The organism is Sphingomonas sp. HT-1 (genome assembly GCF_048568905.1).
In the GTDB taxonomy this organism is placed as follows: Bacteria; Pseudomonadota; Alphaproteobacteria; order Sphingomonadales; family Sphingomonadaceae; genus Sphingomonas.
Genome location: NZ_CP183770.1, coordinates 278,826 through 302,622, shown reverse-complemented (window position 1 = coordinate 302,622; position 23,797 = coordinate 278,826). Strand labels below are relative to the sequence as shown.

At 66.0% G+C, this 23,797-nt stretch carries 22 protein-coding genes; 12 read left to right on the top strand and 10 right to left on the bottom strand.

The genetic code is table 11. The features are described 5' to 3' along the window. Positions 1 to 10: 10 nt before the first annotated feature. From ACNFJ7_RS01500 to ACNFJ7_RS01480, 5 genes are all read right to left on the bottom strand, one after another. The gene (locus ACNFJ7_RS01500) at positions 11 to 1,201 is read right to left on the bottom strand and encodes a zinc-dependent alcohol dehydrogenase (RefSeq protein ID WP_019370264.1); all 1,191 of its coding nucleotides are present in this window, start codon (positions 1,199 to 1,201) and stop codon (positions 11 to 13) included. Then, a complete protein-coding gene (locus ACNFJ7_RS01495; RefSeq protein WP_152997778.1) occupies positions 1,201 to 1,794 on the bottom strand; it encodes an SRPBCC family protein in 594 nt (197 codons plus the stop codon). Before ACNFJ7_RS01495 ends, ACNFJ7_RS01500 begins: the two co-directional genes overlap by 1 nt. A 23-nt stretch (positions 1,795 to 1,817) precedes the next feature. Beyond that, positions 1,818 to 1,964 (bottom strand): hypothetical protein, encoded by a 147-nt coding sequence (locus ACNFJ7_RS01490; protein WP_019370262.1) that lies wholly within the window; start codon positions 1,962 to 1,964, stop codon positions 1,818 to 1,820. A gap of 170 nt (positions 1,965 to 2,134) precedes the next feature. Beyond that, a complete protein-coding gene (locus tag ACNFJ7_RS01485) occupies positions 2,135 to 3,109 on the bottom strand; it encodes a Gfo/Idh/MocA family protein (protein WP_019370261.1) in 975 nt (324 codons plus the stop codon). Then, the gene (locus ACNFJ7_RS01480; RefSeq protein ID WP_019370260.1) at positions 3,106 to 4,065 is read right to left on the bottom strand and encodes an MDR/zinc-dependent alcohol dehydrogenase-like family protein; all 960 of its coding nucleotides are present in this window, start codon (positions 4,063 to 4,065) and stop codon (positions 3,106 to 3,108) included. The genes ACNFJ7_RS01485 and ACNFJ7_RS01480 overlap by 4 nt, the downstream gene beginning before the upstream one ends. A 47-nt stretch (positions 4,066 to 4,112) precedes the next feature. On the opposite strand from ACNFJ7_RS01480, the gene ACNFJ7_RS01475 reads away from it, so the two are divergent. Next, positions 4,113 to 4,637, top strand: a complete 525-nt coding sequence (locus ACNFJ7_RS01475; protein WP_019370259.1) for a DUF1003 domain-containing protein — start codon at positions 4,113 to 4,115, stop codon at positions 4,635 to 4,637. A gap of 50 nt (positions 4,638 to 4,687) precedes the next feature. Here the strand turns inward: ACNFJ7_RS01475 and ACNFJ7_RS01470 are convergent, their stop codons facing one another. The 4 genes from ACNFJ7_RS01470 to ACNFJ7_RS01455 are packed head-to-tail and all read right to left on the bottom strand — an operon-like array spanning position 4,688 to position 8,197. After that, entirely contained in the window at positions 4,688 to 5,794 is a 1,107-nt protein-coding gene (locus tag ACNFJ7_RS01470; protein ID WP_037513791.1) for an inositol-3-phosphate synthase, read from the bottom strand. Then, entirely contained in the window at positions 5,794 to 6,795 is a 1,002-nt protein-coding gene (locus tag ACNFJ7_RS01465) for a glycosyl hydrolase (RefSeq protein ID WP_019370257.1), read from the bottom strand. The genes ACNFJ7_RS01470 and ACNFJ7_RS01465 overlap by 1 nt, the downstream gene beginning before the upstream one ends. Continuing rightward, positions 6,792 to 7,601: a TIGR04290 family methyltransferase gene (locus ACNFJ7_RS01460; RefSeq protein WP_019370256.1), complete on the bottom strand. Its 810-nt coding sequence runs from the start codon at positions 7,599 to 7,601 to the stop codon at positions 6,792 to 6,794. Before ACNFJ7_RS01460 ends, ACNFJ7_RS01465 begins: the two co-directional genes overlap by 4 nt. Then, positions 7,598 to 8,197: a histidine phosphatase family protein gene (locus ACNFJ7_RS01455; protein ID WP_019370255.1), complete on the bottom strand. Its 600-nt coding sequence runs from the start codon at positions 8,195 to 8,197 to the stop codon at positions 7,598 to 7,600. Before ACNFJ7_RS01455 ends, ACNFJ7_RS01460 begins: the two co-directional genes overlap by 4 nt. Positions 8,198 to 8,442: 245 nt before the next feature. Here ACNFJ7_RS01455 and ACNFJ7_RS01450 point away from each other — a divergent pair, with 245 nt between their 5' ends. From ACNFJ7_RS01450 to ACNFJ7_RS01410, 9 genes are all read left to right on the top strand, one after another. Further along, positions 8,443 to 9,558 (top strand): NAD-dependent epimerase/dehydratase family protein, encoded by a 1,116-nt coding sequence (locus tag ACNFJ7_RS01450; RefSeq protein WP_019370254.1) that lies wholly within the window; start codon positions 8,443 to 8,445, stop codon positions 9,556 to 9,558. Then, positions 9,555 to 10,640 (top strand): NAD-dependent epimerase/dehydratase family protein, encoded by a 1,086-nt coding sequence (locus tag ACNFJ7_RS01445; protein WP_019370253.1) that lies wholly within the window; start codon positions 9,555 to 9,557, stop codon positions 10,638 to 10,640. The genes ACNFJ7_RS01450 and ACNFJ7_RS01445 overlap by 4 nt, the downstream gene beginning before the upstream one ends. Positions 10,641 to 10,645: 5 nt before the next feature. Continuing rightward, entirely contained in the window at positions 10,646 to 11,749 is a 1,104-nt protein-coding gene (locus ACNFJ7_RS01440; protein ID WP_019370252.1) for a glycosyltransferase family 4 protein, read from the top strand. Beyond that, positions 11,746 to 12,858 carry a CgeB family protein gene (locus ACNFJ7_RS01435; RefSeq protein WP_019370251.1) on the top strand — a complete coding sequence of 371 codons (1,113 nt, stop codon included), beginning with the start codon at positions 11,746 to 11,748 and terminating at the stop codon, positions 12,856 to 12,858. The genes ACNFJ7_RS01440 and ACNFJ7_RS01435 overlap by 4 nt, the downstream gene beginning before the upstream one ends. After that, positions 12,855 to 13,943 carry a CgeB family protein gene (locus ACNFJ7_RS01430; protein ID WP_019370250.1) on the top strand — a complete coding sequence of 363 codons (1,089 nt, stop codon included), beginning with the start codon at positions 12,855 to 12,857 and terminating at the stop codon, positions 13,941 to 13,943. The genes ACNFJ7_RS01435 and ACNFJ7_RS01430 overlap by 4 nt, the downstream gene beginning before the upstream one ends. Continuing rightward, entirely contained in the window at positions 13,940 to 16,039 is a 2,100-nt protein-coding gene (locus ACNFJ7_RS01425; RefSeq protein WP_019370249.1) for a bifunctional glycosyltransferase/UDP-glucuronate decarboxylase, read from the top strand. Before ACNFJ7_RS01430 ends, ACNFJ7_RS01425 begins: the two co-directional genes overlap by 4 nt. 152 nt (positions 16,040 to 16,191) lie before the next feature. Then, positions 16,192 to 16,824, top strand: coding sequence for a hypothetical protein (locus ACNFJ7_RS01420; RefSeq protein WP_019370248.1), 633 nt, complete (start codon positions 16,192 to 16,194; stop codon positions 16,822 to 16,824). Positions 16,825 to 16,884: 60 nt separating this feature from the next. Then, entirely contained in the window at positions 16,885 to 17,622 is a 738-nt protein-coding gene (locus tag ACNFJ7_RS01415; protein ID WP_152997779.1) for a Crp/Fnr family transcriptional regulator, read from the top strand. Between the two features lie 81 nt (positions 17,623 to 17,703). Further along, positions 17,704 to 18,831: a PLP-dependent cysteine synthase family protein gene (locus ACNFJ7_RS01410; protein ID WP_201785385.1), complete on the top strand. Its 1,128-nt coding sequence runs from the start codon at positions 17,704 to 17,706 to the stop codon at positions 18,829 to 18,831. Here ACNFJ7_RS01410 and ACNFJ7_RS01405 read toward each other — a convergent pair. Next, on the bottom strand, positions 18,791 to 20,524 hold the full coding sequence (locus tag ACNFJ7_RS01405) for a tannase/feruloyl esterase family alpha/beta hydrolase (RefSeq protein WP_236704434.1): 1,734 nt from the start codon (positions 20,522 to 20,524) through the stop codon (positions 18,791 to 18,793). The two genes, ACNFJ7_RS01410 and ACNFJ7_RS01405, sit on opposite strands and share 41 nt — an antisense overlap. A 133-nt stretch (positions 20,525 to 20,657) precedes the next feature. Between ACNFJ7_RS01405 and ACNFJ7_RS01400 the strand changes: the two genes are divergently transcribed. Together ACNFJ7_RS01400 and ACNFJ7_RS01395 are read left to right on the top strand one after the other, a co-directional pair. After that, the gene (locus ACNFJ7_RS01400; protein ID WP_019370244.1) at positions 20,658 to 22,706 is read left to right on the top strand and encodes a phosphocholine-specific phospholipase C; all 2,049 of its coding nucleotides are present in this window, start codon (positions 20,658 to 20,660) and stop codon (positions 22,704 to 22,706) included. 100 nt (positions 22,707 to 22,806) lie between these two features. Continuing rightward, positions 22,807 to 23,793: a LacI family DNA-binding transcriptional regulator gene (locus tag ACNFJ7_RS01395; protein WP_026009255.1), complete on the top strand. Its 987-nt coding sequence runs from the start codon at positions 22,807 to 22,809 to the stop codon at positions 23,791 to 23,793. The last annotated feature ends 4 nt before the right edge of the window (positions 23,794 to 23,797 follow it).

The following is a 23,797-nucleotide window of genomic DNA, read 5'->3' as shown; positions in this document are numbered from 1 at the left end:
CCGCGCCTCCTTATTCGGCCGCCAGCGCCATGCCGGGCTTCAGCACGACCTTGGTCACTTCGTTTTGGTTGTCGTGGAACATCTTGTAGCCCTCGGGCGCCTGCTCCAGCGGCAGCGTGTGGCTGATCAGGAAGGTCGTATCGATCTTGTCTTCCATGATCGCGTTGAGCAGCGCAGGCATATAGTGCTGGACATGGGTCTGGCCGGTCTTCAGCGTCAGCCCCTTCTCCATCAGCGCGCCGAGCGGGAACTTGTCGACGAAGCCGCCATAGACCGCCGGCATCGAGACGCGCCCGCCCTTGCGGCAGGCGAGGATCGCCTGGCGGATCGAGTGGATGCGATCGGTACCGAGGAAGGTCGACTTCTTGATCTGGTCGAGCACGTTGTCGACGAAGAAGCCGTGCGCCTCCAGGCCCACGCTGTCGATCACCGCATCGGGCCCGATGCCACCGGTCATCTCGAACAGCGCGGCCGCCGTGTCGGTCTCCTCGAAGTTGATCGTCTCCGCGCCGAAGCGGCGGGCGAGTTCGAGGCGACGCGGGAAATGGTCGATCGCGATGACGCGCTCGGCGCCCATCAGGAAGGCCGACTGCACCGCGAACAGGCCGACCGGACCGCAGCCCCACACTGCAACGGTATCGCCCGGCTCGATCTCGGCATTTTCCGCCGCCATCCAGCCGGTGGGCAGGATATCGGAGAGGAACAGCACCTTGTCGTCCTCGATCCCGTCCGGGATCACGATCGGACCGACATCGCTGAACGGCACGCGGACATATTCGGCCTGGCCGCCGGCATGGCCGCCGGTGAGGTGGCTGTAGCCGAACAAGGCGCCCATCGGCTGGCCGTACATTTCCTGCCCGAGGTCCTGGTTGTCGGCGGGCAGCCCGTTCTCGCAGGCGGAGTACTGGTGCTTGCCGCAATGATAGCAGGAGCCGCAGGAGATGGTGAACGGCACCACCACGCGCTGCCCCTTCTTCAAGGTCGATTTGGCGCCGGTTTCCACCACCTCGCCCATGAACTCATGGCCGAGGATGTCGCCGGCCATCATCGTCGGGATGAAGCCGTCATAGAGGTGGAGGTCGGAGCCGCAGATCGCGGTCGACGTGATCTTGATGATCGCGTCGCGCGGGTTGAGAATTTCGGGATCATCGACCGTGTCGACGCGAACGTCATGCTTGCCGTGCCAGGTGAGTGCGCGCATCAGCTCCGCTCCTCTTCGAGTTGCTTGTGGGTGCGCGACGATGTCGCGACTTCGCCGGTTTCCATCAGCTGCTTGAAGCGCCGCAGGTCACGCTGCGCCTGCATCTTCGGTTCGCGTTGGAAGATGCGCGAGATGATGCGGCCCAGCGTACCATAGGGCTGCGCATAGTTGATCGTCGCCACGACAACGGTGCCGCGATTGCCGGCGTCGCGAAACTCGATGCGGCCGCTATTGGCGATGTCGGCACCGTCTTCGGAAGCCCAGGCGATCAGTTCGCCCTCGCGATCCTCGGTGATGCGCGAATCCCATTCCACCGTGCCGCCGCCCGGCGCCTTCACCACCCAGTGGCTGCGCTCGCGGTCGAGCACGTCGATCCGTACGACGTTGTCCAGGATCGGCGGCAAGTTCGAAAAGTCGCGCCAGAAGGCATAGCATTCGTCGCGGGACCGATTGATTGTAACGGCGCGTGCGACAAGCCTGTCGCCGCGCTGCACGATCAGGCTATCGGTCGCTTCGTCGATCGCCTGGCGTTCGTTGTTGGCAGTACTCAGCGGCGCGTCGTCTTGCGACGCGCGGTTCATCGTGTCGGCCATGTCTGTGCTCCTGCTGGCGGGCCTCAGCCTCGGGGCGATCCGGGCATGCGTTCGGGCGTGTCGTCGGCGCCCTCCGCGGGCGCTGGCGTCGACGTCCCGGCGGGGTTGGTTTCGGTCGAGCCGGGGTGGCGCTGCTCGTCGCGCACCTCGGGCTCGTTTGGCGTGGCCATGATCCAATCTCCTGCACTCTGGGGAGGAAGTGCAGAGAGAACCACCGGCAGGGCGAGGGGTTGCAATTTTTGTCCGAAATTGACGCAGGTTAGGAGCGGCCGAGCGCATCACGACTCTGGTGCGCCTGCCCGCTCCACCCGTGTTGCCTCCGCAACCGGAGGATTAGTGACTATCGTCCGTAGATGCGGTCCAGCACGGCGGCGGAACGGGCGAAATACTCCGCTTCCACGTCGAAGCGCGATGATCGTGCCAACTGCTCCGCCCAGGTGGCAGCGGCGCGGGCGCCCCATGCATCGGGCGGGCTCGCCAGCGCTGCTTTCGACGTGCCGGTGAAGCGCTCTGCGACGAAGTCGTAGAAGCTGCCGCCCGTATTGCGCAGCGCCGCACCGCCTTCAGTGCCGTAGAACACCGCCGAAATCTCGGCATCGGTCCCCGCATGCACTCGCCACGAACAGGCGAGCCGCACATCGGTATCCCCGGCGCGGAACGCTGCGGTGGCATAGTCTTCGACCTGATCGTGGCCCAGCGGCTGCCCCTTCGCCCGCAGGGACGCTGTAACGCCCTCCACCGCGGGAAAGCCCAAGGTCCACAGCGCGAGGTCGACCAGGTGCACGCCCAGATCAATCACGCAGCCGCCGCCCGATTGTGCGGGGTCATAGAACCATGGCTTGTCCGGCCCATACGCGTTGTGAAACACCAGATCGACCGCGAAGACATGGCCGAGCGCCCCGCTCCGCACCAGCGCCGCGATGGCCCGCATGCCTTCGGTATGGCGATAGGACAGATCAACGCCCAGGAGCCGGTCCGCCGTGCGGGCGGCGGCGATCACCGCGTCCACTTCGGCGGCGGTGCGACCCACCGGCTTCTGGCAGAACACCGCGGCGCCGGCTTCCAGTGCGCGAATGCTCTGCTCCGCGTGCATCGCGCTGGGCGTGGCGATGACGATGCCGTCGAGGCCGAGCCCCAGCATCGCCTCCAGCCCGTCGACCGCCCGCGCGTCTGGCGCCAGCGCCCGCGCCTGATCGGCGCATTCCGCCGAGGGATCGGCGAACGCCGCAGCCTCGATCGCGCCGGTGGCGAGCATCGCTTCCATGCGGTGGCGACCGATCCAGCCGGTGCCGAGAAATCCTACCCTGGGCTTCATCGGAACATGACCAGCGCCTTGACGAAATGCTCGGGCTTGTCGCGCGTCGCCGCCAGCGCCTCGCCGAGTTCCTCCAGCGCATAGCGATGCGTGTAGAGCGGGGACGGGTCCAGCCGCCCGCTCGCCACCGCGTCGACCGCCTCGCGCAGCCCCTGCATCTGCACCGCGGGGTCGCGCTCATGGGCGTTGATCACGTCGATGCCCTTCCAGTTCCAGCCCTGCATGTTCACCTGGCGCGGCCCGTCCTGGTGATAGCCGGCCACCACCAGCTTGCCACCGAACCCGACCAGTTCCCCGGCCAGATCGAGCGGCCATTGCTTGCCGACCGCCTCGATCACCCGCGCGCACATCGCCTCTTCGGTCAGCGCCTTGACCGCATCGATGATCGCATAGTGATCGTGCATCGGGATCGTCTCGACCGCGCCATAGTGCCGGGCGAGATCGAGCGACTCCTGCCTCCGCGAGATCGCGATCACCCGCGCGCCGGCGTCGCTGGCCAGCCTGGTGAGCACCGCGCCGAGAAAGCCGATGCCGATGATCGCCACCGTCTGGCCTTCGCGGATGTCGCTGCGACGGAAGATGTTGAACGCGCAGCCCAAGGGTTCGCCGGGAAAGGGCTGGCCGGAGAGGCTGTCGGGCAGCTTCACCACCATGTCGGCCTTGGCGACGTCATAGTCGGCGAAGCTGCGGAAGGAGAGCGATGCCACGCGATCGCCCGGCATCAGCCCTTCGACGCCCTCGCCCACCACGTCGATCTCGCCCCAGCCCTCATGGCCGAGCCCGCCGGGCTCGCCGGGGAACTGGCTCCAGGGCTGGCCCTGCCACGGCTCGACATTGGAGGCGCACACGCCGCAGCCTTCCAGCCGGATGCGCACCTCGCCCGGGCCGGGCGCGGGCAGCGTCGCGGTTTCGATCCGGAACTGCTCCGGCCCTTCGAGGATCGCCGCGCGCATCATGCGCCCTCTCCGTGCAACCAATTGATTTCACCCGATGTTGGGGGTCGATGATCGAACCACGCCAGGGCATGGGCGCCACGCTCCGCCAGAACATCGAAGACCTCACGGCGCGGCAGCGCGAGGATGCCGAGCGCGCACCGCTCAGTGACAAGGTGGCGGATCGGATCACCCGCTTCACGGGATCGATGACGTTCGTGGTGCTGCATCTGGTCCTCTTCGGAGTCTGGATTTCCGTCAATCTCGGTGTGCTGCCGATCGTACCGCGCTTCGATCCCACCTTCGTTGCGCTGGCGATGGTCGCCTCGGTGGAAGCGATCTTCCTCTCCACCTTCGTGCTGATCAGCCAGAACCGCATGGCCACCGTCGCGGACCGCCGCGCCGACCTCGATCTGCATGTCGGCCTGCTCACCGAGCATGAGCTGACCAAGCTCGCCGGACTGGTCGAGCGCATTGCCGACCGGCTCGACATCCGCGCCGACGATCCCGAGTTCGCGGAAATCCACGCCGATGTGGAACCCGTCCAGGTGCTCGACGCGCTGGACGAAAGCCGCAAGGAAAAGGGGATCGACTGAGTCCTTCCATTCCTCCCCGTTCCGGGGAGGAATTTGGGTGCCCGCCACCCTCACTTCCCCGCGATGAATGCTTCCACCGCCTCATATGCAGCATCGTCGGTCATCTGCTGGGGCGGGTGCTTGCAGAACCATGCCGAGGCCGGAAGGATCGCCCCCGCCAGCCCCCGGTCGCGCGCCAGCTTGGCGCAGCGGATCATGTCGATCGCCACGCCCGCGCTGTTGGGGCTGTCCTCCACCGAGAGGCGGAGCTCGAGGTTCATCGGCACCCCACCGAACATCTGCCCTTCCATGCGCAGGAAGCAGATCTTGTTGTCGTTCTGCCACGCGACATAGTCGCTGGGGCCGACATGGATGTTCTCGTCCTCCAGCCGGCTCTCGGCGACCGACTGCACCGCCTCGGTCTTCGATTCCTTCTTCGATGCCAGCCGGGTGCGGTTGAGCATGTTGAGGAAGTCGGTGTTGCCGCCGGTGTTGAGCTGGTAGGTCCGCTCCAGCTTGACGCCGCGCTTGCGGAACAGGTCGGTTAGCACGCGGTGGACAATCGTCGCCCCCAGCTGGGCCTTGATGTCGTCGCCGATGATCGGCACGCCCGCCGCTTCGAACCGCGCCGCCCATTCGGGATTGCTGGCGATGAACACCGGGATGTTGTTGACGAACGCCACCCCGGCTTCGAGCGCGCATTCGGCGTAGAATTCGGTTGCCGCCTGCGAGCCAACCGGCAGATAGTTCATCAGCACATGCGTGTTGGTATCGCGCAGTGCCTGGACCACCTCGGCCTTGCTCGGCTCCGCGCCATCCCCGAGCAGGAAGGTACGCTCCGGCGCATAGTTAGCCATGTGATCGGCGACGCCGTCCAGCACCTTGCCCATCCGGACCTTTGCACCGGTGTGCCGCACTTCCTCGCAGAACACCGCGGTGCAGTTGGGCTTGGCGAAGATCGCCTCGGCGACATCCTGCCCCACCTTTCGGCTGTCCACATCCCAGGCGGCGACGACCCGGATGTCGCTGGGGGCATAGCCGCCCAGCTCCGGGTGCATCAGCCCGACCATGTCGTTGGCACCCGCGCGGTAATGCTCGATTCCCTGGACGAGCGAGCTGGAACAATTGCCGACACCCACGAGCGCGACATTAATGGCATGGCGGTCTGGGGACAGCATCAGGCGGACCTCCTCTCGGCGGCGAGACGCTCGTCGCGGTTGAACAGCAAAGGGTTGAGCTCGGGCTGGCTGGTGGCCAGCATCACGGGCGCGGCGGGCGCCGCCACGGTGGCGGTGCCGGCATAGCGATCGATCATCCAGCCGCAGAAATCGGCAAAGGCCTGCGGATCGCGCGCCGGGCTGGTGTGGTGCGGCGCGATGCCGAGATGCTCGGGCGTGAAACAGAAGGTGACGGTGACGTCGAAATCCGCCAGCGCTTCCATCTGCCGATCGAACCAGTCGAGCGCATTTTCGCGGAAGCTGTCCGCCCAGCTGAGCCCGGTGCGGATGCGCCGCGTGCCGAGCCGCTTCATCCACGCCACCGCCTCGTCCAGCCGCGGATCGTGGAAATGGAACCACTGCATCAGCCCCACGTCGGCGGCATGCTCCGCATAGACGTCGAGCGCAGGCTTCGGCGTGCCGTCCTCGCGGATCAGGCCGAGGTAGAAATGGCGGTAATAGGAGGAGCCTTCCGCCTCGCGGTGGCGGGTCTCGGCGCCCCAGCTGGTCGGCAGGTCGAACAGCGAGTACCAGAAGACGCGCTCGGCACGCCCACGCAGCAGCTCTACAGTGCGGCGCAGGCCGAATTCCTGTACTTCCTCGGCGCCGAACGAGCTGACGCCCACCTCGGTGACCCAGACCGGCTTGTCTGTGACGGCCTGGATCTCGGCGATCTTGTCCGGCCAGGCGGAGAGCGGCCACAGGTTCCAGTCGAGCGGAAAGCCATGCACGGCCACCACGTCGACGGCATCGAGCGCGCCATGCGCTTCCATTCGCCGCAACCAGTGCGGGTCGATCGGCGACATGCCGCCGAGCACGCGGGGCAGCGTGGGGTTCACCGCGCGGATCGCGTTCCCGGCCGCGATCACATGCTCCGCGAACATCGACCAATCGGGATCGATCGCGGGATCCCAGTGCGACTTGTTGTTGGGCTCGTTCCAGAGCATCGCCGCTTCGATCATGCGGCGCCTCCCTTGGCCGGATAGACCGCGGCGGGGCCGTATTCCGCATAGGGCACGTCGGCGACGCGGCACCAATAGACTTCGGACTCCGGGTTCGCCTCGATCGTGAAGCCTGCCGCGCGCAGCATGGCCTGGCTGGCCGCCGCGTTGGGTGCCCACCAGTTGGTCCAGTCGTTTGCGAACTGCCGCTCGATGAAGTGCAGCTTGGGATAGCCGGGATCGTTGAAATAATGCGGCGGATCGAAGGTGCCGGGCATGTGGAAGGGATGATCCTCCGGCACCTCGGCGATCGCGTCCGACCCCTGCTGCATCGTCTGGAACAGCATATACTCGCCCGCGACATGTTCGCGGATCAGGTCCAGCGCCAGCAAGGGATGGCGCAGGTGATAGAGCACGCCCATGAAGATCACGATGTCGAACCGCCGTCCGAGCGCGGCCACGTCATAGACCGAGCGGTTATCGAAGCGGACATCGTCGTAGCCGAGCGCCTCGGCCGCGAAGCGCGCCTGCGCCAGATAGCGCTCGTCGCTGTCGATGCCGAGCACCTCGCCCGCCCCGCGCCGCTTCATCTCGAACGAATAGAAGCCCGCATTGCAGCCGATATCGAGGACCGAGCGCCCTTCCAGATCCTCCGGCAGCGCACCGGCGAAGCGCGCGAACTTGAAGGCGGGATAATCGCCGAGGAAATGGTCCGGCGCCGTCTCCACTCCATCGATGCGGATGTTCTGGAACCACGGCCCCAGCGCATCGATGCGCGCGCGCAGGTCTTCCGCCGGCGCGGGCCGCGCGGCTGCTAGGTTTCTCATTCCTGTCCCCCATTGAGCTTGAGCAGGCGCGAACCCCAGCCGCCGATCAGCAGCGTGCTGACCGATCCGGGATCCACGTCGAAGGCGAGCAGGCGATCAAGGCCCAGCCCGAGATAATGGGCGACGACGCCCCGAATGATGTCGCAGTGGCTGACACAGAGGAGCGTGCCACCCCAGCCACCCCGCACCAGCGCATCGATATGCCCCACGGCGCGCGCGGTAGCATCCGCCATCCCTTCCCCGTGGGGCGGCCGAGCGCCGGCGCGATTGCAGTTCCATTCGTGCCAGGCTGGATCCTGCTCCAGCGTATCGAAGCTGCGACCGGTCCATTCACCGAAATCGATTTCGTCCAGCGCTTCCACCACCTGCACATCGGCACCGACGCGCGCAGCGATGATATCCGCCGTCGCGCGGGTCCGTTCACGCGGGCTGCAGTGGATCGCGTCAATCGATGCCTCACGGGCAAAATGGGCGGCAAGCCACTGCGCCTGCGCCTGCCCCACAGCGGAAAGCGGTGATCGCGCGCTTCGACCGCTCAGCACATGGCCGACATCGTCGTGCGCGCCGTGTCGGATCAAATGTACTTTTGCAGTCATCAGCAGGTTTGCAGCCTATCAGCATCAACTTAGATGCTTCCGTAACGACTGCCGAAACCGAATAGTTCCACTTAACTTAAATTATCTTCACATATTCAGTGATATGTATTTTTGTCGTTACGTAACAATCAGGAGGAACAAGATGAAGAAGAAGCTGTTTGTTTCGATGACAGATGGACCCACTAGCAAGTCACATCTCTGTCACGACTTACTCAGGTTAGTTTTCAAGGCAGGAAAGCGTCGACATGGCAGAAAAGGTGCTCGTTACGGGCGGTGCGGGGTTCATCGGTTGTCAGGTTTCGGCTGAACTCCTCCGCCGGGGCCACACGGTGCGTGTACTCGATTCGATGCTGGAACAGGTGCACGGTGACCGCGAGCGGCCCGAAGCACTTGATCAGGAAGTCGAACTTATCCGCGCCGATGTGCGCGATGGCGATGCAGTGGCGCGTGCCCTGGACGGCGTGGACAGCGTGATTCACCTCGCGGCTGAAGTTGGCGTCGGCCAGTCGATGTACGAAGTCGAACGCTACACCTCCGCCAACGATGTCGGCACGGCCGTGTTGTTCGAGCGCCTGATCGACAAGCCCGTACGCCGCGTCGTTACCGCTTCCTCGATGAGCATCTATGGCGAAGGCCTGTATCGCGATGCAGACGGCGCGCTCGTCGAGAATGCAGAGCGCGGCATCGTCCGCGACGGTCAGCAGCAGTGGAACCCGCTCGATTCCCAGGACCGCCCGCTCGAACCGGTCGCCACCCCCGAATGGAAGCGCCCGAGCCTCGCCTCGATCTACGCGCTCAACAAATATGTGCAGGAACGCACCACCCACATCATGGGCGCGCCCTATGGCATCGAGACGACGTGCCTGCGGCTGTTCAACGTCTATGGTCCCGGCCAGGCGCTCTCGAACCCGTATACCGGCGTGCTGGCGATCTTCGCCTCGCGGCTGCTCAACGGCCAGCGCCCGATGATCTTCGAGGATGGCGAGCAGCGTCGCGACTTCGTGCATGTCAGCGACGTCGCCCGCGCCTTCGCCGAGGCGCTGACGTTGCCGCAGGCTGCCGGGCAGACTTTCAATATCGGATCTGGCGACGATCGCTCGGTAACCCAAGTCGCGGAAGCGCTTGCCCGCGCCATGGGTCGCAACGATGCAGCGCCGGAAATCGTCGGAAAGGCCCGCGTTGGCGACATCCGCCACTGTTTCTGCGACACCAGTCTCGCGCGCGACAAGCTTGGGTTCGAAGCGCGGCAGGATTTCGAAGTCGGGCTCGCCGAGCTCGCCGACTGGGTGCAGCAGCAGACCGCCGAAGACCGCGTGGCCCAGGCGCGGGCAGAGCTCGAAAAGCGGGGTCTGGTCGCATGAACGGCGGCGACGAACGCCCGATCCTGATTACCGGCGGCGCCGGCTTCATCGGATCGAACCTCGCCGATCGGCTCGCGCGGCAGGGTGAGACGGTGGTGATCTACGACGCGCTGCGCCGCCCGGGTGTGGAGCGCAACCTTGCCTGGCTGCAAGCGCGCCACGGCGACCGCATCCGGCCGCTGATCGCCGACATTCGCGAGACAGCCACGCTGGTGGAAGCAGTGCGCTCCGCCCGCGCGGTCTTCCACTTCGCGGCGCAGGTGGCGGTGACGACCAGCCTGACTGATCCCACCAGCGATTTCGAAGTGAACATCGCCTCCACCTTCGCGCTGCTCGAAGCCGCTCGAACGGCGGCAATCCCGCCCGCTGTGATCTTCGCCTCGACCAACAAGGTCTATGGCGATCTGGCCGATCTCGATTTCGATCTCGGCGAGAATGGCTACCAGCCGACCGACCCGGCAGTGCGGGCACACGGCATCGGCGAAGGCCGTCCGCTCGATTTCCACACGCCTTATGGATGCTCGAAGGGCGCTGCCGATCAATATGTGCTCGATTATGCCCGCAGCTACGGCCTGCGCGCCGCGGTGCTGCGGATGAGCTGCATCTACGGCCAGCGCCAGATGGGAACCGAGGATCAGGGCTGGGTCGCCCATTTCCTGATTCGCGCACTCGAAGGCTCGCCGATCACTCTCTATGGTGACGGCCACCAGGTGCGCGACATCCTCGACGTGTCCGACGCCGTGGATGCGTATCTTGCGGCGTGGCGGCGGATCGATCGGATCGCGGGCCAGGCGTTCAACCTCGGCGGCGGTCCCGCCAATGCAGTAAGCCTGCGCACGCTGCTTGATCATGTATCGGCGATCACCGGGCGCCCGCTCGACCTGCATTTCGACGATTGGCGGGCGGGCGATCAGCGCTTCTTCGTAGCCGATACCCGCAAGGCGCGGGAGACGCTGGAACTCGGCACACCCACCCACTGGCAGGATGGCGTGACCGCACTGGCCCGCTGGCTGGGCGAGGAACGCGGCCTCACCTTGCCCCGCGCGCCTCGCCGTGAAACCGCCGAGGCGATGGCCTTGTGACCGGGATGCGCGTGCTGCTGACCACCGACACGATCGGCGGCGTGTGGCAGTATAGTATCGACCTCGCGATTGCATTGAGCGCCCAGGGTGTCGAAATCGTGCTGGTGCAGATGGGCCCACCGCCCAGTGACATGCAGCGAGCGGAGGCCAGTGCGATCGCGGGCACGATCTTCGTCGAGACCGATCTCCCGCTCGACTGGCTGAGTGACGGCCCCGCCCCGGTGCTTGCCGCCGGCGCTGAGATCAGTCGCCTCTCTCGCAGCTATGCCGTTGACGTGGTTCAGCTCAACATGCCCACTTTGGCTGCCGCCGCGCCCCCCGGCGTGCCGGTGCTGGCGGTCACCCATGGCTGTGTCTCCACCTGGTGGCATCATGCACGGCCGGGTACGCCGCTCGACCGGGGTTTTCGTTGGCACCGCGCGCTGACCAAGGAAGGGCTGCACGCTGCCGACCGGGTCGTCGCGCCCTCCGCGGGCTATGCGCGGTTCGTCGGCCGGCATTACGGTCTGCGGCAAACGCCCACCGTGGTGCACAATGGCCGCTCGCCGCTGGTGACGCCGAAGCAGCAGCCGGCGCAGGATTGCGTGCTCACGGTCGGCCGGCTGTGGGATTCGGTGAAGGGTGCCGAGCTGCTCGACGAGGTAGCCGGCGCGCTCACTGTCCCCTTCCACGCCGCCGGTGCCGCCCGCGGCCCGCACGGCGAAACCGTGCGGCTGACGAACATGCACCTGCTCGGCCAGCTGGACAGCGACGCCCTGGCGCGGCGACTGGCGGCGCGGCCGATCTTCGTGTCCGCCGCATGCTTCGAACCGTTCGGGCTCGCCGTACTGGAAGCCGCTGCGGCCGGCTGTGCGCTGGTGCTGGCCGACATCCCCGTGTTCCGCGAGCTGTGGGACGGCGCGGCGCTGTTCGTCCCCCCGTGCGAGGCCGATGCCTATCGTGCCGCGATCGAGCAATTGATCGGCGATCTGCCCCTGCGCGGCCAGCTGGGCGACGCCGCCGCCGAGCGCGCGCTGCGCTACACGCCTGCCCGCATGGCCGACGCCATGCTCATCCTCTACCGCCAGCTCCTCAGCGAGCGAGCGCCCGCCGGAAAGGTCGCGGCATGAAGATCGTCTATTTCACCCATTCGCTCGCCTCATGCTGGAACCATGGCAACGCGCATTTCCTGCGCGGCATACTCAGCGAGCTGATCGCGCGCGGCCATGAGGTGAAGGTGTGGGAGCCGGAGGGCGCCTGGAGCCTCGCCAACCTGCTGGCCGATCACGGCGAGGACGGGCTTGCGCCTTATCGTACCGCCTATCCCGAGCTGGAATCCTGCACCTACACCTCGATGTGCAGCCCGTCGCAGATGATCGAAGACGCCGATCTGGTGATCGTTCACGAATGGAATGATCCCAAATTGGTTGCCCGCATCGGTCATGCCCGGGCCATGGGCGGCCGCTTCGCGCTGCTCTTCCACGATACCCATCACCGCGCCGTCAGCGAACCGGCGGCGATGCAGGCTTATGACCTGAACGACTATGACGGCGTGCTCGCCTTTGGCGACACCCTAGCCGAGGTCTATCGCGGCTGGGGCTGGGGCAATCGCGTCTGGGTGTGGCACGAGGCCGCCGATCTTCGCCGCTTCCAGCCGCCGGCCGAAGAGGGCCGCCGCGAAGGCCTGGTCTGGATCGGAAACTGGGGCGACGGCGAGCGGACCGAGGAGCTGGAGCAGTTCCTCTTCCGCCCTGCCGCGCAAGCCGACCTGCCGCTCGACATCTACGGCGTGCGCTATCCGGACGAGGCCAAGGCCATGCTCGCCCGCCACGGGGCGCGCTACCATGGCTGGGCGCCCAATGCGCGCGCGCCCGAGATCTTGGCCCGGCACCTCGCCACCGTGCATGTGCCGCGCCGCTATTATGCGACGATCCTCCCCGGCATCCCGACCATCCGCGTGTTCGAGGCGCTGGCCTGCGGCATCCCGCTGGTCTCGGCGCCTTGGGAGGATGCCGAGCATCTGTTCCGCCCCGGCACCGACTATCTCGTCGCCCGCGACGGCGCCGAGATGACCCGCCACCTCACGGCGCTCCGCGACGATGCCGATCTCCGCGCCTCGCTGGTCGCCCATGGCCTTGAGACGATCCGCACCCGCCACAGCTGCGCGCACCGCGTCGACGAACTGCTCGCCATCGTCGCCGGTCTCGCCCGCCCCCAACTTGCCAAGGACGCCGCATGAAGATCGCATTCTACGGATCCAGCCTGCTATCCTCCTACTGGAACGGCGCCGCGACCTATTATCGCGGCATTCTCAAGGCGCTGGCCGCCCGTGGCTACGACATCACCTTCTACGAACCGGATGCCTTCGAGCGCCAGCAGCACCGCGATATCGACCCCCCCGCCTGGGCGAAGGTGGTCGTCTATCCGGCAACCGATGAGGGTCTGCACAGCGTGCTGGCCGAAGCGCATAAGGCCGATGTGGTGGTGAAGGCCAGCGGCGTCGGCGTGTTCGACCGCGAGTTGATCGAAGCGCTCCGCACCGCTCCCCGCGCCGACGCGCTGCGCATCTTCTGGGATGTCGATGCCGCCGCGACGCTTGACGAAATGCGGGCCGACCCGAGCCATCCGGTGCGCGCCGCGCTGCCGGAAATCGATCTCGTCCTCACCTATGGCGGCGGGCCGCCGGTGATCAACGCCTATACCGCGATGGGCGCGAACCAGTGCATCCCGGTGTACAATGCGCTTGATCCGGAGACGCACCACCCCGCCCCCGCCGATTCGCGCTTCGACGCCGATCTCGCGCTGCTCGCCAATCGGCTGCCCGATCGCGAGGCGCGGATCGAGGAATTCTTCCTGCGGGCTGCATCGCTGGCGCCCGATCGCCGCTTCCTGCTCGGCGGCAATGGCTGGCACGACAAGGGGATGCCGCAGAATGTCCGCGCCATCGGCCATGTCGGCACGGCGGACCACAATGCCTTCAACTGCACGCCGCAGGCGGTCCTCAACGTCGCGCGCGATTCGATGGCGGCGATCGGCTTCTCGCCCGCAACCCGCGTGTTCGAAGCTGCCGGCGCCGCCGCGTGCCTGATTACCGACGCGTGGGAAGGTATTGAGCTATTCCTGAAGCCGGACAGCGAAGTGTTGGTCGCCCGCGATGGACAGGACGTGGCCGATCATCTCGCCGCGCTCACGCCGGCGCGCGCCCGCTCGATCGGAGAGGCTGCCCGCACACGCGTGCTGGCCGAGCATAGCTACGATCTGCGCGGCGCGCAGGTGGATGCGATTCTGAAATCCCAGCGCCCGCGCGAAAGGAAAGCCGCATGAAGCTGATTGTCCTCGGCCTCAGCCTCGGCTCCTCCTGGGGTAACGGCCACGCCACCACCTTCCGCGCGCTGCTGCGGGCCTTCGCCGCTCGGGGACATGATGTGCTGTTCCTCGAACGCGAGGTGCCCTGGTATGCCGGCGCGCACCGCGATCTGGTCGATCCCGATTTTTGCCGGCTCGAATATTATCAGACGCTGGCGGACCTGGACCGCTGGCGCGAGGCGATCGCCGGGGCGGATGCAGTGATCGTCGGCTCCTATGTGCCCGATGGCGTGGCGGTCGGCGAGTTCGTGCAGGGCACGGCGCAAGGCGTCACCGCCTTCTACGATATCGATACGCCGGTTACGCTCGCCAAGCTGGCGCGTGGGGAATTCGACTATCTGAAGCCCGCGCTGATCCCCGGCTATGACGTCTATCTGAGCTTCACCGGCGGCCCCACCCTCGATAGGATCGAGCGCGAGCTGGGTAGCCCGGCCGCCCGCGCGCTTTATTGCTCGGTCGATACCGATGCGTATCGCCCATTGGAGGTGCCCAAGCGCTGGGATCTCACCTATCTCGGCACCTATAGTCCCGATCGCCAGCCGACGCTGGAGAAGCTGCTGCTGGAGCCGGCCCGTCGCTGCCCGGAAAAGCGCTTCGCCGTTGCCGGCCCGCAATATCCGACGGACATCGACTGGCCGGCCAATGTCGAGCGGATCGAACATCTTCCCCCCGCCGAGCATCCCGGCTTCTATTCCGCCTCTCGAATGACGCTGAACGTCACGCGCGCCGACATGATCGCAGCGGGCTGGTCGCCTTCGGTGCGCCTTTTCGAAGCGGCGGCATGCGGCACGCCGATCCTTTCGGATCGCTGGGCCGGCATCGAGAGCCTGTTCGCTCCAGGAGAAGAAATCCTGCTGGCCGACAGCACGGAAGATGCCATCGCGGCGCTCCATGACGATGCGGAAGCCATCGGTACGGCGGCACGCCGGCGGCTGTTCGAAGGGCATGACGCCGCGCACCGCGCCGCCGAGCTCGAAGCCTATCTGACAGAAGCGAGAGCGCGGCCCCGCGGCACGCGCCAGGAGAGGAATGCCCGCATGAAAAACAAAGAAGAATCGTCGCTGATCCTGGTCGCCGGGGGCGCGGGCTTTATCGGGTCGCATCTGTGCGCAGAGCTGCTTGATCGCGGCGAACAGGTGGTGTGCCTAGACAATCTGCAGACCTCGAATCTGTCGAACCTGCACGCCCTTGAAGGACGCCCTGGCTTTGAGTTCGTCCGCGGCGACATTGTCGAGGCGTTGCCGGCGTCGATCCTGGCGCGAGCGCATCGCTTCAAGCAGGTCTACAATCTCGCCTGCGCCGCCTCGCCGCCGCAATATCAGGTGGATCCCGAACACACGATGCTAACGAATGTCGTCGGCACCGATCGCCTGCTGCGGCTCGCGTCCGAAGCGGGCGCGCGCTTCCTGCTTACCTCCACCTCGGAAGTCTATGGCGATCCCGAGATGCACCCGCAGCGCGAGAGCTATCGCGGGTGGGTCAGCTGCACCGGCCCGCGCGCCTGCTATGACGAGGGCAAGCGCGCCGCGGAGGCGCTGACGTATGATTTCTGCCGCACCGGCCGAGCCGAGGTTCGCGTCGCGCGCATTTTCAACACCTATGGCCCGCACATGCTGTTCGATGACGGCCGCGTGGTATCCAACCTCATCGTGCAGGCGCTTTCGGGCAAGCCGCTGACCCTATATGGCGACGGCAGCCAGACCCGCAGCTTCTGCTATGTCGACGATCTGGTGCGCGGCCTTATCCTGCTAATGAATAGCGATATTAGTGGAATGGATCCGATAAACCTCGGAAATCCTTACGAAATTACCGTCGGCGAACTTGCCGATCGCATTGCGGCGCTTACCGGCACCGATGCGTCGATCGAACATCATCCGCTTCCCACCGACGATCCCCGCCGACGCAAGCCGGATATCGCCCGCGCGCAGGAAGTGCTGGGCTGGACGCCGCAGGTGGCGCTGGCAGAGGGACTGGAGCGCACCTGCGCCTGGTTCGCCCGCGAACTGGGCACGCGCCTGACTGCGGGCGCAGCGCTGCAGGTCGCCGCAGAATAGCGGAGACGGGCGGCCACCTGACCCTTTGGCCATCGTTCCGACGGCAGCGAGAACGGCTATGCCAACACAGCCGCGTCTCGCCTGCCCGATCCCCGCCTTCGGGACGCGGCGCCCCTACACGGCATTGGATGCAGTGGAAGAGCGGGTGTTGCGTGAACAGGCGAATAACGGATCAGCATTTCGCTTCGCTTGTTCACGGTGCACTGCCGGCCGATGAGGCGGCTTGCGTTGCAACCTATCTGCAAGACCTGGTGCAGGCGGCAGCCGATGACGCAGCCAATGACGACGAACCCTATGGTCGCGACGCGCATCTGCGCGGACGGATGAGCGCGCTTTCAGTGTGCGATTCGCTGATCCGCTGGACCTCGGGTCTGGAACTGGAGGTACTGGTTCGCGAGGAACTGCGGGCCTTTGAATTCGGCTACGCCACCAACATCGCCGTGGAGGGTTCGCCGGTCCGCCTGCGCCCCGATACAGGCAGATTTATCAGCCTGGCGCTGCACGAATTGACGACCAATTCGATCAAGTTCGGAATGCTCGGATCTCTTCGCGGCACCGCGCGGTTGCACATCGGCTGGACACTGCAGGGCGACGGGCTGACGCTTACATGGCGCGAGGAGGCTGTTCCCATACTCGCGCCGCTGGACGCGCGGCGAAAGGGTTTTGGCCAGACGTTTATACAGGATATCTTGCCGAGACAGCTGGGATCGGTGTGCACATTCGCGTTGCTGCCGGGCGGCGTACGATGCACGCTCGGCCTGCCAGCGAGTGCTTTCTCGGAATAACGTTTGCACTCAATAATTTGCCGTTGAACCTTCCGGGCGGCGACGCGTTGCCAGACAGCTATGTTGACTCGCACGCTTCCCGCAACGCACACGTCCGTCTCCCGACGACTAGGGTCGCTGGCGCAACTTGCCGATCAAGATCGGAACCTTCTGCGCACGGCCGCCGAGGCGCCGCAGACGATTTCGGCAATGCGCGATCTGGTGGTTGAGGGCCAGCGTATCGGCGGGCAGTTTCTGGTGCTCGATGGCTGGCTGGGGCGGACCCGGCTATTCAGCGACGGTCGTCGACAGGTTCTCAGTTTTCTCCTCCCAGGCGACTTGATCCCGGAGCCGGCGCATGCCGAGCCGATCGCTGCCACCACCATTACGGCGCTCAGCGAAACGCTGCTTTGCCCTGCGCCGGCACCTCCATCCGCAGGGCTGAAGGAAGCCTATGCGATCAGCGCCGCGCTTTCCGAGACCTATCTGCTGCGACAGATCGCGCGATTGGGTCGCATGAGCGCCTATGAGCGCATCCTCGACTGGCTGTACGAAATGCACGAGCGACTGTCGCTCGCCGGTCTGGCCGGTCCGGATAGCTTCGCCATGCCGCTGACGCAGGAAACGCTGGCGGATGCACTGGGGCTCACCAGCGTGCATGTGAACCGCACCCTACAGGCGATGCGGCGCGATGGGGTGCTGGAATGGCGCGGTGGCGCGGTGCGGCTGATGCGCGGGTCGCGCGAGGCGGTTCCGTCGCGAAGCCGCGCACCGGCCGCAGGCCGGCTGGGCAGCGCCCTGTCGCTCGCCGCGCGCTGACGTCGCCGTCTGCGCGGAAACGCGCCTGCCCGGTTCGACCGGAGTCGACGAACGGGTCCCCGCCTCGCTATGGCGCCTGCGATGCTAGATCACAACGCTCGCGCCGCTGCCGCTGAAACCGATCGCGCTTGGGTCGACCAGGCCGTCCGCATGATCGATGCGGAATTCACTCGTTCGGCCGACACCCATCTGGTGCGTGTCGAGCTGCCGGGCGCGCCGGGCATCACGTTGTATTTGAAAGATGAGTCAAGCCATCCCACCGGCAGCCTCAAGCATCGCCTCGGCCGGTCGCTGTTCCTGTACGCGCTGTGCAATGGCTGGATCGGCCCGACGACGACGATTGTCGAAGCCTCCAGCGGATCGACGGCGGTCTCCGAATCCTATTTCGCGCGGATGATCGGGCTGCCCTTCGTGGCAGTGCTGCCGCGGGGCACCTCGCCCGAAAAGATTGCCGCGATCGAATTCCATGGGGGCAGCTGCCATCAGGTCGATGATCCGCGCTCGGTGCGAAGCGAGGCGCAGCGTCTGGCGCAGGCGCTCGGCGGTCATTTCATGGACCAGTTTACCTATGCCGAGCGCGCGACCGACTGGCGCGGCAACAACAACATCGCCCAATCCATCTTCGATCAGATGGCACAGGAGGAATATCCCGTGCCGCGTCATATCGTCTGCGGTGCGGGCACCGGCGGTACCTCCGCGACGATCGGCCGCTATATCCGCTATCGCCGGCTGCCGACCCAGCTGTGCGTCGCCGATCCCGAGGCATCGGTATTCCACCGCCACCATGCGGATCGGGCCGTCACCGAAGTCGCGGGCGCTCCTTCCTGCGTCGAAGGGATCGGCCGTCTGCAGCTGGAACCCTCCTTCCTGCCCGACGTAATCGATCGGATGATCGCGGTGCCCGATGCGGCCAGCCTTGCCGCGGCGCTCCGCATCAGCCGCATCCTCGGCCGGCCCTGCGGCGTTTCTACCGGCACCAACATCTGGGCATGCGCGGCGTTGATCCGGGAGATGCGGGCGGCGGGCCAGGCGGGGTCGATCGTCACGCTGCTGTGCGACGATGGACGCCGCTACGCCTCCACCTGCTTCGACGCGGGATGGCGCAGCGCACACGGCTACGAAACCGGCGCGCACGAAGCGGCGCTTGACGATATCTTTACCCCTCCCCCTAAACCCGCCCCCCCTCAGCTTTCAGCCTTCCGCAGCTGAAGCTACCGCCAGTAGGTAGCGCTACGCTGGGATAGGGACATAGCGGCCGCTTGCGCCCCGGCCAGGGGGTCTCCGGCCCTGCGGTTGCGGCGATGCTGTCGGGCGCCTTGTTTTCGATCACCCAGCGCTCTAGCGCGGCCAAGCTGTCGAAGCGGTCAGTCGCGGGGCCGCCGGCGCAATGGTTCATTCCCGGCACCGGAAAGACCCGAACGAAGCGCGCCGCCTGCCCGCCCATTCGACGATCGACGGCATTCCACCACTGGATGGTGTCATAAGCGGAAAATACCGGATCGCTCATCCCGTGCGGCACGATCAGCTTGCCACCCCGCGCGCGGAACCGAGAAAGATCGGTGTCCTGCATCCCCACGTCCTGCCACGCCGACGTTGTGAACGGCGCGGCGATGGCGTTGATCCTCTCCGCGTCCCGCTCAAAGTCGAAGCTAAGTTGCCAGGCGAGCATCTTCTCCGGGTCTCCGGGCAGAGGCGTGGGCGCCGTGGTGAACACGGACGCGAGTGAGCCGGCTCCCAGCAGCACGTTCAGCGCCGGCGGGCCGTTCTCCAGCCCCGCCTTCCACACGCGCCAGCCGGGCTCGGCGATGCCGCTATCCCAAGGGAAGGGCGCGTACAGATTCTTCCCCGCAGCGGTGCGTACACCGCCCATGATGCGTGCCAAGGCATTGATTATCGGTTCGTCGAGACAATGCCCACTTGCGCCGGCGGTGCAGCTACGCTGGCGCAACGCCGGCACCACGCGTTCGGCGGTGCATCGGCCAATTGCGGTGATCATCCCATCCACCGCGCCGTCGTCGGCGTCACAGGTCGCCAGTACCACATCGCGCACCAACGCCAGCGATGGCGCGCTCAGTGCCATCTTCAGACCGGCGAGCGTCGGCGCTTCGCCCCGGGCGCGTAGGATTGATGCGATTGCCTGCGTGTCCCAAGCCTCGGCCAACGCCGCGCGTGGCAGGGCGAAGCCCGGTGCAGCGGCGACGATGCCGTCGAACGCCTCGGGGTAGCGCTGCACGAACGCCATCCCCTCCTGCCCCCCCTTCGAACAGCCCCAGAAGAAGCTGTTGACGCTATCGCGCCCGTAAAAGGCGCGCAGCAGATGATGGGCCAGATCGTTGGTTGGCTTCAGGCTGGCGTGGCCATAGTTGCGCCGCGCTTGCGGATCGAAGCCGAACGCCAGCACTCCGCCATGATCGGCTACGGCGTTGCGGCCATTATCATGTCCGCTGTCCTGCGCGATAACCGCATAGCCGCGCTCCAGGGCCGATCGGTTGCCCGGCCCGTTGGGTCCTGTGGCATCACCAATTACACCGTTGCTGCCCCCGCCGCCTTGAAACAAGAATCGATGGTTCCATTGCGCGGGAAGGCGCATTCGGAAGCCAATGCTATAAGGGCCGCCGATCACCCCCACATGCCCCCCGAAATGACCCTCGATCAGGCAGTGCGCCGGTTGGGATGCTGCGCCGGCCTGGACCCGCTGCCAACGGGCGGCACTGATCGCAAGCCCCTGTACGGGAGCGCCGCGTAGCGCCGCTTCAGCAAGCCTCGCGCAGCGCGCCTCTAGCACCTGCGCAGCCGCAGGCTTGTGCATACGCCCCGACGCGAGGGCGTTGCCTGCCATCATCGTGGCGGCGGCACTGCCCAGCAGCATCGCGCATCGTGCGCCAGATTGGTTCCCGCGCATTGAGCACCCTCCAAATTAGCTATCTTGTATAACTTTAATTAGCTTCGCGCCGATTATCGGTCAATCAACCTGTCATCGCGCTGTCGCCTAACCGGCGCAGTCCGCTGTCGCGCAGCCACGGGTAGAGAGCAGGATGACGAACGGAACGACGCGCAGGCGATTTCTGAAGACGGGGGTTGAGGCAAGCGCCGCCACCGCGCTTTCCAGCGTCGCCCGTGCCGCCGCTATCGCTCCAGACGTACGCACCGGTACGATCGCCGATGTCGCGCATGTGGTGATCCTGATGCAGGAAAATCGCAGCTTCGATCACTATTTCGGCACGCTGAAGGGGGTGCGCGGTTTCGGTGATCCCCTGCCCATCCCCCTTCCCGGCGGCGATGCCGTCTGGGTGCAGCGCACCGGCGATGGCCGGCGGGTGTCGCCATTCCACCTTTCCACCGCGGCGCAGTTCGATCTGATGCGCGTAGCCGGTACGCCGCACAGCTGGCCCGACGCACAGGCTGCCTGGGACGAAGGACGCATGGCGCACTGGGCGGCGGCGAAGACGGAGCGCGCCTTGGGCCACTATGCTCGAGACGATCTGGCGTTCCAGTTCGCCCTCGCCGAAGCCTTCACCCTTTGCGACGCCTATCATTGTTCGGTGCACACCGGCACTAACACCAACCGCCTGTTTCTGTGGACGGGCACGAACGATCCGGCCGGAGCAAAGGGCGGCCCCGCCATCGGCAACTCGCATGACGAGTTGGCCGAAAAGGGGGGGTGGCCGGAACCCTATCGCTGGACAACCTATCCGGAGCGGCTGCAGGCAGCCGGGATCGACTGGCGAATCTATCAGAACATGGCGGATAATTTCACCGACAACCCCCTTGTCGGATTCGCCGCCTATCGCGAGGCGGCACCGCAATCGCCATTGCGGCAGCGCGCACTGACCACCCATGGACTCGATCGCCTGCGTGCGGACGTGGTCGCCGGTCGCCTGCCGCAGGTTTCCTGGATTATCGCCGATGCCGCCGGCAGTGAGCATCCTGGCCCGTCGAGCCCGGCGCAAGGTGCAGCCTATACCGCCACGGTTATTGATGCGCTCACCGCCGATCCAGCCGTCTGGGCGCGTACCGTGCTCCTCGTGATGTTCGATGAGAATGACGGCTTTTTCGACCATGTGCCGCCCCCCGCCCCCCCGTCCCGCGATCCGCAGGCGCCGAACGGCTTTGCAGGCACCTCGCTCGTGGATTGCGGCGGCGAGTATCATCTTCTGCCCAGCGCGGCAGATGCCGGATCGGAACGGCCGGAGCTGATCGGCCGCGCCTATGGGCTGGGCCCACGTGTGCCCTGCTATGTCATCTCGCCCTGGAGCCGCGGCGGCTGGGTCAATTCGCAGCTGTTCGACCATAGCTCGGTCCTGCGCTTCCTCGAAGCACGTTTCGGCGTGTACGAACCGAACATCTCCCCTTGGCGTCGCGCGGTATGCGGAGATCTGACCAGCGCGTTCGACTTCCGCAAGTCCAACGCCACAGCCGCCCTACCGATGCTGCCCGACCCGCGCCCGGCGGCCCGCCGCGCGGCGGCGCTGCAAGGCCAGCCGGAGCCGACCGCGCCACCTGCTTCCGCAGGCCTGCCCCGGCAGGAACCGGGCGTGCGCCTTTCGCGCGCGCTGCCCTATGCGCTCGACGTGCAGGATGTGCCTGGCGAGGCCGGCCACATCCGGCTGCAGATGCACTGCGCAGGCGCTGCGGCGGTGCTCCATGTCTATGACCGCCTCCACCTCGATCGACCTCCACGCCGCTACACGTTGGTAGCAGGTAGCGCATTGGAGGCCGAATGGGCGCTTGATGCCGAAGGCGCCTATGATCTGTGGCTGTACGGACCCAACGGGTTCCACCGGCACTTCGTGGGGCGCGACAGCGATTCCCTTGGGTTGGCGACTTGGCGTCAGACCCGGCGCGCGCTGCGTCCGCAGCTCGCCGTGACCGCGCCTCGCGGCTGGACGCTGGAATGGCCGCGCCATGCCGATTTGTTTCCGGGCGGCAGCTGGCCCGGCGGGGGCAAGCGCTTCTCGCTCGCCGCCAGCGCCGGCTGGTACGATGTCGTCTTGGCCGACCCCGCCCGACCCTGCTTTCGCCGCCGTCTGGCGGGCCGCATCGAAACCGGTGCGGACGGACTTTCGGAGCCACCGCTGCTGTAGCAAACGTTTTGGGCCCAGTTAAGGGTTTCCAATCTTCCGAAAACCGCTACTGTCACCGTTGACAACGGATGTTCAGGCGGGGGCAACGCAATTGAAGCCGGTGGGACTTGTCGAACTTGCCAAAATAGCGGGCGTATCGGTTTCTACCGCTTCCCGTGCACTATCTAATCACCCGCGCGTCGCGAAAGCCACGCGAGAACGAATACTATATTTGGCCAAGGAGCTTGGATTCCGCCTTAACCAGACTGCAAGTGCGCTTCGCAAGCAGCGCACCGGCGCCATCGGGGTCGTCGTGCCGCTTGGGCATGAGCGAGATCAGACGCTTTCCGATCCCTTTTTCATGGGGTTGCTTGGAGGACTGGCCGATGCGCTGGCGAAGCGCAGCTATGATCTTCTGTTGTCGCGCGTCGTTCCGGAAGGGCCCGACTGGCTGGAAGACATTATCGCCGCCGGCCGGGTGGACGGTATCATCCTGATCGGCCAGTCGAACGAGATCGAGGCAATCGAGCGCGCGGCCGAACGCTATCCGCAGATGGTGGTCTGGGGGGCCGCGCGCTTGGGCTCGCAACAGGTTACGGTGGGTACGGACAATTTAACCGGCGGCGAACTCGTCGCCCGCCACCTTCTGAAACGAGGGTGCCGTCGCCTCGCCTTCCTCGGCTCTCCCGACGTGCCCGAATTCGCGGATCGCTATCGGGGCTTCCACACCGTTCTGGAGGAGGCGGGCGATGTCACCGAAACGATCCTGCCGCTGCATCTGACGGTGGAAGACGCCTATCGCGAAATGCGCGACTATCTGGAGTCGCATCCCGCGCCTGACGGCATCTTCGCCGCGTCGGACGTTGTCGCGATGAGCGCGATGCGGGCTTTATCCGATCTGGGGCTGCGTATTCCGGCGGACGTGGCGGTGGTGGGGTATGACGATATCGTCCTCGCCGCGCACACCTCGCCGCCGCTCACCACCGTGCGGCAGGACGTAGCCTATGGGGCGGACCTAATGGTGGAACTGCTGCTCGCTCGAATCAGCGGGGCGACGGTGGGATCCGTCGCCATGCAGCCCGAACTCATTGTCCGCGGATCGGCCTGAGCTG